At 38.0% G+C, this 12969-nt stretch carries 9 protein-coding genes; all 9 read right to left on the reverse strand.

All coding sequences use genetic code 11. The annotated features are described in order from the left end of the window. Positions 1–287: 287 nt before the first annotated feature. The 9 genes from AC0ONG_RS17780 to tsf all read right to left on the reverse strand — a co-directional run bounded on the left by AC0ONG_RS17780 (position 288) and on the right by tsf (position 12871). The gene (locus tag AC0ONG_RS17780) at positions 288–4589 is read right to left on the reverse strand and encodes a PolC-type DNA polymerase III (protein ID WP_000059996.1); all 4302 of its coding nucleotides are present in this window, start codon (positions 4587–4589) and stop codon (positions 288–290) included. Positions 4590–4713: 124 nt separating this feature from the next. Further along, positions 4714–6414, reverse strand: coding sequence for a proline--tRNA ligase (locus tag AC0ONG_RS17785; protein WP_000814295.1), 1701 nt, complete (start codon positions 6412–6414; stop codon positions 4714–4716). 109 nt (positions 6415–6523) lie between these two features. Further along, positions 6524–7780, reverse strand: coding sequence for an RIP metalloprotease RseP (rseP, locus tag AC0ONG_RS17790; protein ID WP_001090241.1), 1257 nt, complete (start codon positions 7778–7780; stop codon positions 6524–6526). 17 nt (positions 7781–7797) lie between these two features. Then, positions 7798–8940 (reverse strand): 1-deoxy-D-xylulose-5-phosphate reductoisomerase, encoded by a 1143-nt coding sequence (gene dxr / locus AC0ONG_RS17795; protein ID WP_000790358.1) that lies wholly within the window; start codon positions 8938–8940, stop codon positions 7798–7800. 23 nt (positions 8941–8963) lie between these two features. Continuing rightward, positions 8964–9755, reverse strand: a complete 792-nt coding sequence (cdsA, locus tag AC0ONG_RS17800; RefSeq protein ID WP_000813589.1) for a phosphatidate cytidylyltransferase — start codon at positions 9753–9755, stop codon at positions 8964–8966. A 17-nt stretch (positions 9756–9772) separates the two neighbouring features. After that, entirely contained in the window at positions 9773–10549 is a 777-nt protein-coding gene (gene uppS, locus AC0ONG_RS17805; RefSeq protein ID WP_000971296.1) for an isoprenyl transferase, read from the reverse strand. An 85-nt stretch (positions 10550–10634) separates the two neighbouring features. Further along, positions 10635–11192, reverse strand: coding sequence for a ribosome recycling factor (gene frr, locus AC0ONG_RS17810; protein ID WP_000531505.1), 558 nt, complete (start codon positions 11190–11192; stop codon positions 10635–10637). A 2-nt stretch (positions 11193–11194) separates the two neighbouring features. Beyond that, positions 11195–11917 carry a UMP kinase gene (pyrH, locus tag AC0ONG_RS17815; protein WP_000042669.1) on the reverse strand — a complete coding sequence of 241 codons (723 nt, stop codon included), beginning with the start codon at positions 11915–11917 and terminating at the stop codon, positions 11195–11197. 66 nt (positions 11918–11983) lie between these two features. After that, a complete protein-coding gene (gene tsf, locus AC0ONG_RS17820) occupies positions 11984–12871 on the reverse strand; it encodes a translation elongation factor Ts (protein WP_001018576.1) in 888 nt (295 codons plus the stop codon). Positions 12872–12969: the final 98 nt, after the last annotated feature.

Consider the following 12969-nt stretch of genomic DNA (forward strand, 5'->3'; position numbering starts at 1 on the left):
CCGTTCACAAAGACGGTCTATCTTATTCTTTCTCGTTAGCTAACAAAAGCCCCTGCCGTTAAGCAGGGAATATCTGTCTTAGTATTACCAAATTTAAGAAGTAAAACTTGTAACAAAATATGTATATACGACAGAAATGTCTTTACTATCTACATGAATAAAATGTAGATAGTAACACGAAAGAGTGGGTTTCCCCACTCTCTTTTTCACAAAATATACATGACATGGTTATCTCGGTTTATAGTATACCATAGCAAATATTGATTTGCAAAGACTTTTCCTACCTATTAGAACAGTGATAATTGGTTTTGATCTGGCAAATCTCCTAAACAACCTTGGCTATCTAAATACTCAATAATTGTTTTCGAAACCTTACTTCGCTGCTGTAAGTCTTCTTTTGATAAGAAGTCTCCATTTTTGCGCGCTTCCACAATACTTAAGGCTGCGTTCGTACCAAGACCAGGCACTGCATTAAATGGAGGAATTAAAGTATCCCCATCAATAATAAACTCAGTTGCATGCGAGCGGTATAAATCGACCTTTTGGAATGAATATCCACGCTCACACATTTCCAGTGTCATTTCTAGTACTGTTAATAAACTCTTCTCTTTCGGCGCTGCATCCAATCCTTTTTGAGCAATTTCATCAATTTTTACACGTATGGATGCTGAACCTTTCGCCATCGCCTCTACATCAAAATCATCTGCACGGACTGTAAAATATGCCGCATAGAATAAAAGTGCAAAATGTACTTTAAAGTATGCGATACGCACAGCCATAAGTACGTAAGCAGCCGCATGGGCTTTAGGGAACATGTATTTAATCTTCTTACATGAATCAATATACCAACCTGGCACATTATTACCTTTCATGTCATCTTCCCATTCTTCTGGTACACCTTTACCTTTACGAACCGACTCCATGATTTTGAAGGCTAATGATGGATCTAAACCTTGATAGATTAAATATACCATGATGTCATCACGACAACCGATAACTTCACTCAGCGTACATGTACCGTTATAAATTAACTCATTTGCATTACCAAGCCATACGTCAGTACCATGTGACAGCCCAGAAATTTGGACCAATTCTGAGAATGTCGTTGGTTTTGTCTCTTCTAACATCTGTCTTACGAACTTCGTACCGAATTCCGGGATACCAAGTGTACCTGTTTTACAGTTAATTTGTTCTTCCGTTACCCCTAACGTTTCTGGACCAGAGAAAATTTTCATTACTTCTGGATCATCCGTTGGGATTGTTTTCGGATCAATACCACTTAGATCTTGTAACATACGAATAACGGTCGGATCATCGTGTCCCAGTATATCAAGTTTCAATAAATTATCATGAATCGAGTGGAAGTCAAAATGCGTTGTTCTCCACTCAGCACCAATTGAATCAGCAGGAAACTGTATTGGTGAGAAATCAAAGATATCCATGTAATCTGGCACAACGATAATACCACCTGGATGCTGTCCAGTTGTACGTTTTACCCCTGTACATCCCGCTACTAAGCGATCAATCTCTGCATTTCGAATTGTTAAATTGTGATCATTTGCATAACCTTTTACATATCCATAAGCGGTTTTTTCCGCAACTGTACCAATCGTTCCAGCACGGTATACATAGTCTTCACCGAACAGTACTTTCGTATAGTTATGGGCACGTGGTTGGTATTCCCCGGAGAAGTTCAAATCGATATCGGGTACCTTATCTCCTTTAAATCCAAGGAACGTTTCGAATGGAATATCATGTCCATCTTTCACATATGCCACATTACATGTCGGACAATCTTTATCTGGTAAGTCGAAACCAGAGCCTACGGAACCATCATTAAAGAATTCAGATTGCTTGCACTTTGGACAGACATAGTGTGGTGGTAATGGGTTTACTTCTGTAATTTCCATCATCGTTGCAACGAACGACGAACCTACCGAACCACGCGAACCTACTAGATATCCGTCGACTAACGATTTTTTCACAAGCTTATGTGAGATTAAATAGATAACGGCAAATCCATGTCCAATAATACTTTTCAATTCTTTTTCTAAACGAGCCTCTACAATTTCTGGTAGTTCTTCACCATATATACTGCGTGCCATTTTATAACTCATATCACGTGTTTCATCATCGGCACCCTCAATTTTCGGTGTATATAGATCATCTTTTACTGGACGAACATCACCAATTAATGACGCAACCTTTTGTGTATTCGTCACAACAACTTCTTTCGCTTTGTCTTCACCTAAAAATGAAAAACACTCTAGCATTTCATCAGTTGTACGGAAATGTACTGGCGGTAATGAATGTCGATTTAACGGATTGGCTCCGCCCTGCGAACTGACTAAAATTTTACGATACATTGCATCTTCTGGATCTAAGTAATGCACGTTCCCTGTAGCAACAACTGGTTTATCTAACGTCTCGCCTAGTTTTACTAAGTTAGAGATAATTGTTTTTAATTGTCCCTCATCTCGAACGAGTTCACGCTCTACTAAATGACGCAACACCTCTGGAGGCATTACTTCAATGTAATCATAAAACTGTGCAATTTCTTCTACCTCTTCAGGAGCTTTTTGCATCATTGCCTCAAACACTTCACCTTTATCACAAGCCGTTCCTACTAAAATTCCTTCACGATATTTTTTTAATAGTGACCTCGGTACTCGTGGTACACGGTAAAAGTAATTAAGGTGAGAATATGAAACAAGTTTATATAAATTTTTCAATCCAACATCTGATGTGGCAAGTAACGTCAGATGGCTTGGACGGCCACGCTTATACGCATCCCCTTGCCCCATGCTATCATTTAATTGATCGTGATATTCAAATCCCTTTTCAATTACGTCTTTCAACATTTTCACAAGTAAATATCCCGTCGCTTCTGTATCATAAATCGCACGGTGATGTTGCGTTAATTCAATATCAAGTTTTTTACACATCGTATTTAATCGGTGATTTTTCATTTCTGGGAATAAGAATCGTGCAAGTTCTAACGTATCAATAACAGGGTTATTCGTTTTTTCTAACCCAGCCTTTTTAAAACCTACGTTAATAAATCCCATATCGAAGCTTGCGTTATGGGCAACAAGTGTATGGTCACCCATCCATTCCTCAAACTTTTTAAACACTTCGTCCACTTCTGGTGCATCAGTTAACATATCATCTGTAATACCTGTTAATTCAATAATCGTCGCTGATAATGGTTGATGTGGGTTTGCAAAAGATTCAAAACGATCAATGATTTCGCCACCCTTTACTTTTACGGCAGCCAACTCAATGACTGTATCGTATACAGCTGATAAACCTGTCGTCTCAACGTCGAAAACAACATACGTTTCCTCCGCAAGTAAACGATGCGCTTCGTTATACGCTATCGGTACACCATCATTAACTAAATTCGCTTCTACACCGTATATAACTTTAACTCCAGCCTTTTTCCCCGCAGAATATGCCTCCGGGAACGACTGAGCCACAGCATGGTCTGTAACCGCAATAGCTTCATGTCCCCATTTACCAGCTTGGGCAACAAGCCTAGAAACAGGAGTAACAGCATCCATTTGGCTCATGGGAGTGTGAAGATGAAGTTCTACACGCTTTTCGCCTTCTGGCGCTTTATCTTTACGAGACGGACCTGTTATTTCATTAATATCATTCGCAATCATTACTAAATCTCGAACAAATGTATCGTTTTGAACTGAACCACGGGCTTTCACCCACATTCCTTTTTTCAAGGATTGCAGCATTGGAATATCTTCTTTGTCACGCGAGAACATTTTGATCATAATAGAATCCGTATAATCCGTTATTTTTAAAGTTAATAACGTACGTCCACTACGAAGCTCTTTTGTCTCTACATGGAAGACATATCCTTGAACCGTTTTTCTTCTTTCTTCATCTTGAATTTCTCGCATCGGTGTAATCTCTTCATCTGGCTTAATAAGATACCCGAGTGTAATCGGTCCTTCATACACAACGCTACTTTCTTCAGCTTGCTTCTTCGCCATTTCTTCCATAGCTTGTATAACACGCTCGCGGTCTTCTTGCTGCGTTTGCTCACGAAACTTTTGCATTTCTTCTGCATTTTGCTGTATATGTGTGTCTAACTGGAAACGTGGAAATCCAAAAGCTTCGTATTGATCCCCTACTGGTTTCGCAACGTTTTTCTTTAAAGCAGTAGACTCCAGCTCATTATTCACATTTATTAGCAACTTCACTCCATTCACCTGCGGAAGCTGTTTCTTTAAGTAAGCAAACATAGGTGAAAATGTAATTCGTTCCGTACAAAGCGGCCAATACGCCCTCACTTCTTCTTCTGTAAATTGTTTATTCTCTGTTTCTAATGCAAATGTTGTTCTTGCAATATGAGAAAATGATTGCTTAAGCTTTGTTTCTAGCAATTCATATAATTCTGTAGGCAAAATACGTGGCACTTGTAAATCAAAATGCCAACTTTTATTCGCTTTATCAATAACGAGCCTTTCAATACCACCGCCTTGTAAATATTGATTTATAAGGTCGTCTGGTATTTGCAACTGCTGGAGCAAAATTTGAAATCGCTCTTGTTGTTCATTTGTTAAAGACATAAGCACTCTCCTTCCATTTGCTATTATAAATTGAAACGTACTACAAAGAAAGATTTCTCACTTCTTCTTTTACAAAATACGTTTACAAAGAAAGAGAAGGTACCCCATTACGAGGTACCTCTTCTTATTTTAAAATATTTGCAATATATGTTTGAAGTTCTTCTACTTTTACTTCTTCAGACTCACCTGTAGCACGTACTTTCACTTCTACAATACCTTCGTCTGCTTTTTTACCAACTGTAACGCGAACTGGAAGGCCGAATAAATCTGCATCTGCAAATTTAACACCTGCACGTTCTGCACGATCGTCTAATAACACTTCATAGCCTTTTTCTTGTAATGAGTTGTAGATGTTTTCACCCATTTCACGTTGTGCATCAGATTTCATATTTACTGGAATTACATGCACATGGAACGGTGCTACAGCTTTCGGCCAAACTAAGCCGTTCTCATCATTAAACTGCTCTGCAATTGCTGCCACTGTACGAGATACACCGATACCGTAACAACCCATAATAAGTGGTTGTGTTTTCCCATTTTCATCTAGGAATGTTGCGTTCATTGCTTCACTATAACGAGTTCCTAATTTGAATACATGACCAACTTCAATTCCACGTGCAAAAAGAATTGTTCCGTTTCCGTCTGGAGATTGGTCTCCTTCTTGAATAAAGCGTAAATCTGTATACTGACTTACTTTAAAGTCACGTTCTGGATTTACATTTACATAATGGAATCCTTCTTCGTTCGCTCCTGAACATCCGTTGACAATTGATGCTACAGCATGGTCAGCGATAATTTCGATATCACCTGTTACACCAATCGGTCCTAATGAACCAACTTCACAATTTAATAATTCTTTTACTTCCTCATGAGAAGCAAGCTCAACAACTGAAGCGCCGTATACATTTTTCACTTTTACATCGTTTACTTCGTGATCACCACGAACAAGTACAACTACTAATTTCTCATCTACTTTAAATACCATAGACTTAATACACTTGTCAGCTTCAATGTTTAAGAATGCAGATACTTCTTCAATCGCTTTTTGATCTGGCGTTGCAACCTTTTCAAGTGCCATTTCCGCTTCGTCACTCTTCGTATACGTAGCTACAACAGGAGCCATTTCAATGTTCGCTGCATAATCAGATGTATCAGAGTATGCAATTGTATCTTCACCAACATCAGATAATACCATGAATTCATGTGTATCTTTTCCGCCCATTGCTCCAGAATCAGCAATAACTGCACGGAAGTTCAAACCACAACGAGCAAAAATGTTAGAATATGCTTTGTATAAGCGATCGTATACTTCATCTAAGCTCTCTTGTGTAGCATGGAAAGAGTATGCATCTTTCATTAGAAACTCTCTTCCACGTAATAAACCGAAACGAGGTCTTTGTTCATCGCGGAATTTCGTTTGAATTTGATATAATGTTAACGGTAATTTTTTATATGATTTTATTTCATCACGTACAAGATCAGTAATTACTTCTTCATGCGTCGCTCCTAAAGCAAACTCACGAGCGTTACGATCTTTCATACGCATTAATTCAGATCCGTAAGAATACCAACGACCTGATTCTTGCCATAATTCTGCAGCTTGCATAGCTGGCATCAATAATTCCACAGCTCCTGCGCGCTCCATTTCTTCTCGAACGATACGTTCTACTTTGTGTAATACTTTTAACCCAAATGGTAGAAAACTATAAATACCAGAAGCATTTTGACGCATAAAACCTGCGCGAAGTAATAATTGATGACTCTTAATTTCAGCATCAGCTGGAACTTCACGTAATGTAGGACTGAATACCATACTTTGTTTCATTTATTTGCACCTCTTCATTTTACTCTTACACGCAGTAAAACCCCTCACCTCGAATTAGGTGAGGGATTTTATTCTACGGGCTCTATTTCATTATAAGTTTCATTCTATTTTACAAGAAAAACTTACGAATGTCATTCCATGTTACAACTAACATTAATAACATTAATAATGCAAAACCAATAAAGTGAACCATTCCTTCTTTTTGACGGTCAATTGGTTTTCCTCGTAACGCCTCAATTAAGAAGAAGAATAAACGGCCACCGTCTAAAGCAGGAACTGGTAATAAATTGAATAAACCAAGATTAATACTTAAAACTGCCGCTAAACTTAGTACACGCGTAAATCCATAATCTACAACTTGATCTGTTAGATTATAAATTCCTACTGGACCTGACAACTCATTAATAGAAAATTGACCAGTTACTAATTTCACAAGAGATTCAAAAATTAGTTTCGTCCATTGGTATGTTTGTTCAAATCCTGATTTAATAGAACCCATTACTGTTTTCTCTACAGGGGAATAAACACCAATTCTACCAACTTCGTCTTTTCCTTCTTTATCGAGTGTTGGCGTTACTTTCACATTAAACTGTTCATTATCACGCTTTACTTGTAACGTAATTTCTTTATCCGGATTTTCACGTACAATGTCAACAACATCTTTCCATGTACTTGTGTTTTTTCCATCAATCGCTTGAATTGTATCATTCTCTTTCAATCCAGCTTGCTGTGCTGCACTATTATCCATCACTTTTCCGACCATTGGTTTGTCAATAGGAACCCCTTGTACAAATCCAAGAATCACAAAAATAACAAATGCTAAAATGAAGTTCATTGCAGGACCCGCAAAGATTGTTAAAGCGCGTTGCCCTAATTTTTTTGAACCAAATTGTCTATTATACGGAGCAATTTGAATTTCTTCCCCCGCAGTAATAATACGAGCTTTTTCATTCACTCGGAACGTTTGAAGCTCTTCCTCGTACTCCTCATAGCCCGAAATTGTTAGATTGTGCTCCAAATCAGCTTGTTCGACTTCAATGACACGAACATTTGGATACTTTTCATATCCATCAAAAACTAATTTCACAACTTCGTCTTTTTCATTTAATACAAGGCCAACCTTTTTCCCAGGCTTTAACTCAACTGTGTCCGCATCCTCGCCAGCCATTCTTACATAGCCACCAAGGGGCAGTAATCGAATCGTATACACCGTTTCATTCTTTTCAAATGAGAATATTTTCGGACCAAAACCAATCGCAAACTCGCGGCATAAAATACCTGCTCTTTTTGCGAAATATAGATGTCCTAGCTCATGGAAAAATACGAGTGCACCGAAAATTAATATAAAGGCAATCGCTGTATTCAATTCCATAACCACCTTTGCTAAATTTGTTCCATCACAAACCGTCTTGTGGCTGCATCAATTTCCAGAATTTCCTCTAAGCTCGGACGTGCAATGACATTGTGATGGTTCATTGCTTTTTCAATGAGGTCTTCTACTGTTAAGAAACCAATTCTCTTTTGTAAAAAGGCTTCAACAGCTACTTCATTCGCTGCGTTCATTACAGCTGGCATACTTCCACCTGCTTTTCCAGCTTCATACGCAAAACGTAGACAACGGAATCTTTCTTGGTCCATTTTCTCAAAATGCAACGTCCCTATTTCCCATAAGTTTAACTGTTTTGTGTCTGAAAGAGGCAATCTATCAGGATATGTAAGTGCGTATTGAATTGGTACTCGCATATCAGGTGAACCAAGCTGCGCCATTACACTACGATCTTCAAATTCAACCATAGAATGGATAATACTTTCTTTATGTAAAACAACATCGATTTGCTCGTAAGGGATACCAAAAAGCCAATGTGCTTCAATTACTTCTAGTCCCTTATTCATCATTGTAGCAGAATCAATTGTAATTTTCGAACCCATTGACCAGTTTGGATGTCGAAGCGCATCTTCTACGGTCACATGATGCAATTCATCCCTCGTTTTATCACGGAAACTTCCACCAGAAGCCGTTATAATAAGACGAGAAATTCTTTTCTCATTTTCACCATTCAAGCATTGAAAAATAGCTGAATGTTCACTATCTACTGGAAGTAACGAAACATTATGTTTTCGTGCTGCTTCCATTACAAGATGTCCTGCAGTTACTAACGTTTCTTTATTTGCAATTCCAATTGTTTTTTTCGCCTCAATTGCACGAAGTGTTGGTAACAACCCTACGCTACCTACAACAGCATTTACTACAATCTCCGCATCTGGATGTAATGCTACTTCTAAAAGCCCTTCACTACCATATACAATTTTTGTATTACCAGAAACAGCTTGTAATTTTAAAACATCTTCCTCTCTTTGCACAGAGACGATTTGCGGAGAAAATTCTTGAATTACCTTTACTGCGTAGTCAATATTTTTCCCTACAGAAAAAGCAACGAGACGGAATTGGTCTGGGTGCGAGCGTAATACATCTAAAGTTTGTGTACCAATTGATCCGCTCGCACCTAATAAACTAATGTTTTTCATGACTCCAACCCCTCGTTCATTTATTAATTGTATTGTAATAAGAAGTAGAGAATTGGTAAAACGAATAACCAACTATCTGTTCGATCTAATATACCACCATGTCCAGGTAAAATTGTACCTGAATCCTTTACGCCATAATGACGTTTAAAAGCAGATTGTACTAAATCACCAATTTGTCCAAAAATAGAAATGATAATTGTCAGCACAATTAAAATTACTACATTCGATTCAACTGGGAAGAACGCGTTGTAAACAAGTGCCACGATAATTCCGCAAACGATGCCGCCTAATGAACCTTCAATCGTTTTATTTGGACTAATTTCTGGCCACAATTTTCTCTTGCCTAATGCTTTTCCTACGAAATATGCGCCTGAATCAGTAGCCCATATAATAAATAATGCGCAAAACACATATTTAATTCCTAATATTCTCGTTTCATTTAAATATAAGAATCCCATTGCCACATATGTCGTTGCCATCAGTAAAAATGAAGCATTATCAAAAGTAAATGTATTCTTAGAAAGGACTGTATATGATAAAAGTAATAAAACAATCACAAATGTGATTTCCAATTTACCTAATCCAATCCATGTAAACAGTTCTGATGCACTACTTGGAATTAAAAGAATCCACAATAATACTGCAGCTAAAACTGTCGGTACTGAAATAAGCGTAAGCTTATTCATACGAATTAATTCATATAAACCTATAGAAGCAAGTGCATACACTAAAACCGTAAAAGGCACGCCACCGTATATTACGATGGGAATGAATAGCGCGGCAGCAACCACTCCAGTAATAATTCTCTGTTTCACTACCAAACCCTCTCTTTCTACACGCCTCCGAATCTGCGCCCTCTATGTTGAAAGTCAGTAATTGCATTTAGCAAATGTTCTTCTTTGAAGTCTGGCCAATACACGTCTGTAAACCAAAACTCCGAATACGCAATTTGCCATAACATGAAATTACTAATACGTAGCTCTCCGCTTGTTCGGATTAACAACTCTGGATCAGGTAAAGAACTCGTCATTAAGTAGGAAGAAAGCATTTCTTCACTTACCTCTTCAGAACGAATTTTTCCTTCCTCGTTATCTTTCATCATATGTTGCACAGCAGAAACGATTTCATCTCGACTTCCATAGTTTAACGCGAAATTAAGAATTAATCCCGTATTCTCTTTCGTATCTTCCATGGCTTTCTCCATCGCTCTGCGTGTATGCGTAGGAAGACGATCTTTTTGCCCTATTACTCGGACTTGTACGTTTTCTTCAATCAATTCTGGTAAAAATGTACCTAGAAATTCTTCTGGAAGCTTCATTAAATAATCAACTTCCTTTTTCGGTCTTTTCCAGTTCTCAGTTGAAAAAGCATAGAGAGTTAACACTTTCACATTAAGTTTACTTGCAAATTTTGTAATTTTCTTTACAACTTGCATACCTTCATGATGTCCCGCAATACGAGGCATTGCTCTCCTCTTTGCCCATCTTCCATTCCCATCCATAATGATGGCAATATGTTCTGGGATATATCCTTTTTTCACTTCTTCAACGAGATGATCAAACGATGTGTCCTTTTTACCTTTAAAAAAAGGAAAGTTTTTAAACATCATTCATACCCTCCAACAAGCAGACGTATGCCTAAAAGTGTAAAAAGACCCCCTTAAGAAGAGGGTCATATTTGCGAAGTTATCGCTATTACACTTCCATGATTTCTTTTTCTTTGTTTTTTGCGATTTCGTCAACTTTTGCAATATATTTATCTGTTTCTTTTTGGATATCTTCAGTATATCCTCTTAAATCATCTTCTGTAATCTCGCCAGCTTTTTCAAGCTTCTTAAGATCATCATTTCCGTCACGACGTACGTTACGAACAGCAACTTTTGCTTCTTCAGCATATTTTTTCACAACTTTAACAAGATCACGACGACGCTCTTCTGTTAATGCAGGGAATGCAATACGAATTACAGTTCCATCATTAGAAGGGTTTAAGCCTAAATCTGCTTTTAAAATTGCTTTTTCGATATCACCGATAGAAGTTTTATCATAAGGTTGAATTACAAGTAAACGTGCTTCTGGAACTGTAATGTTCGCTAATTGCACAACTGGTGTTGGTGCACCATAGTAATCAACTTGTACCTTATCTAATACAGACGAGCTTGCACGACCAGCGCGAACTGTTGCTAATTCACGAGAATAAGCAGCAACTGCTTTTTCCATTTTTTCATTTGAAGACTTCAATACTTGTTGTCCCATATTTATTTCCCCCTTACAACTGTTCCAATATTTTCGCCTAAAACGGCACGTTTAATATTACCTTTTTCCATAACCGAGAATACAATTAATGGAATATCATTATCCATACATAGAGAAGAAGCTGTAGAATCCATTACACCTAAACCTTCTTTTAATACATCTAAGTAAGTAAGCGTTTCGTATTTCGTAGCCGTTGGGTCAATAGATGGATCTGCGCTATATACGCCATCCACATTATTTTTCGCCATTAAAATAACGTCTGCTTCGATTTCCGCTGCACGTAATGCTGCTGTTGTATCTGTAGAGAAGTATGGATTACCTGTACCTGCTGCAAAGATAACAACACGTTTTTTCTCTAAGTGACGAACTGCTTTACGGCGAATGTAAGGCTCTGCCACTTGACGCATCTCAATTGAAGTTTGTACACGAGTTTGGATTCCAATATTCTCCAAGCTATCTTGAAGAGCTAATGAATTCATAACTGTAGCTAACATGCCCATGTAATCTGCTCCTGCACGATCCATGCCCATTTCACTTCCAATTTTCCCACGCCAAATGTTACCGCCACCAACAACAACAGCAACCTCTACATCAAGTTCTGCAATTTCTTTTACTTGTTCTGCAACTGACTTAATAACAGTTGGATTAATTCCAAATCCTTGCTCTCCAGCTAAAGCTTCTCCACTTAACTTTAAAACGACACGATTATATTTCGGTTTACTCATAATGAACCTCCAATTGCTTACATCTTTATTTTAAAAAAGGGAACACAATGTGTTCCCTAATCTGTATTAGTTACTACCTTTTACTTGGTTCATTACTTCTTCAGCAAAGTTGTCTTCACGTTTTTCGATACCTTCGCCAACAGCGTAGCGAACGAATCCTTTTAATGTTCCGCCTTTAGACTCAACGAACTGACGAACTTTCATATCAGGGTTTTTAACGAATGCTTGGTCAAGTAAGCAAATCTCTTCGAAGAATTTGCCTAGACGGCCTTCAACCATTTTTGCAACGATTTTTTCAGGCTTGCCTTCGTTTAATGCTTGTTGTGTTAATACTTGACGCTCATGCTCAACTTCTTCAGCTGTTACAGCATCGCGGTCGATGTATTTAGGGTTAACTGCTGCAATGTGCATTGCTACATCTTTAGCAGCTGCTTCATCAGTAGAACCTTCAAGAACTGTTAATACACCAATACGTCCACCCATGTGTAGGTAAGCGCCGAATGCATCTGCATCAGTTTTTGATACGATTTCGAAACGACGAAGTGTAAGTTTTTCACCAATTTTAGCGATTGCTTCGTTGATGTGCTCTTCTACTGTTTTGCCGCCTTCAATTGTTTGAGTCATAGCTTCTTCAACGTTAGCAGGTTTGTTAGCTAATAAGTGAGCAGCTAGTTCTTTAATTAATGCTTGGAAACCTTCGTTTTTCGCAACGAAATCAGTTTCAGAGTTTAATTCTAAGATTAAAGCGTCGTTACCGTTTGTTTCGATGAAAGTTAAACCTTCAGCAGCAATGCGGTCTGCTTTTTTAGCAGCTTTCGCAATACCTTTTTCACGTAAGAAGTCAATTGCCTTCTCCATGTCGCCGTTAGTTTCTGTTAAAGCTTTTTTGCAGTCCATCATACCTGCGCCAGTTTTTTCACGTAATTCTTTTACCATTTGAGCAGTGATTGCCATACTTTTCATCCTCCTAAAATATGTATTTATACTTTTTATAAAGGTGTTTATACCTTAAAAAAGGTGATAAAAGGCCGAACCCCTTATCACCTTTCCAA

It is taken from the genome of Bacillus sp. TCT6, assembly GCF_056033845.1.

Excerpts from the sequence above, each read along its gene's own strand:
- AC0ONG_RS17780 (WP_000059996.1), bottom strand. The coding sequence starts at position 4,589 with ATGTCTTTAACAAATGAACAACAAGAGCGATTTCAAATTTTGCTCCAG.
- AC0ONG_RS17785 (WP_000814295.1), bottom strand. The coding sequence starts at position 6,414 with ATGAAACAAAGTATGGTATTCAGTCCTACATTACGTGAAGTTCCAGCT.
- dxr (WP_000790358.1), bottom strand. The coding sequence starts at position 8,940 with ATGAAAAACATTAGTTTATTAGGTGCGAGCGGATCAATTGGTACACAA.
- uppS (WP_000971296.1), bottom strand. The coding sequence starts at position 10,549 with ATGATGTTTAAAAACTTTCCTTTTTTTAAAGGTAAAAAGGACACATCG.
- frr (WP_000531505.1), bottom strand. The coding sequence starts at position 11,192 with ATGGGACAACAAGTATTGAAGTCTTCAAATGAAAAAATGGAAAAAGCA.
- pyrH (WP_000042669.1), bottom strand. The coding sequence starts at position 11,917 with ATGAGTAAACCGAAATATAATCGTGTCGTTTTAAAGTTAAGTGGAGAA.
- tsf (WP_001018576.1), bottom strand. The coding sequence starts at position 12,871 with ATGGCAATCACTGCTCAAATGGTAAAAGAATTACGTGAAAAAACTGGC.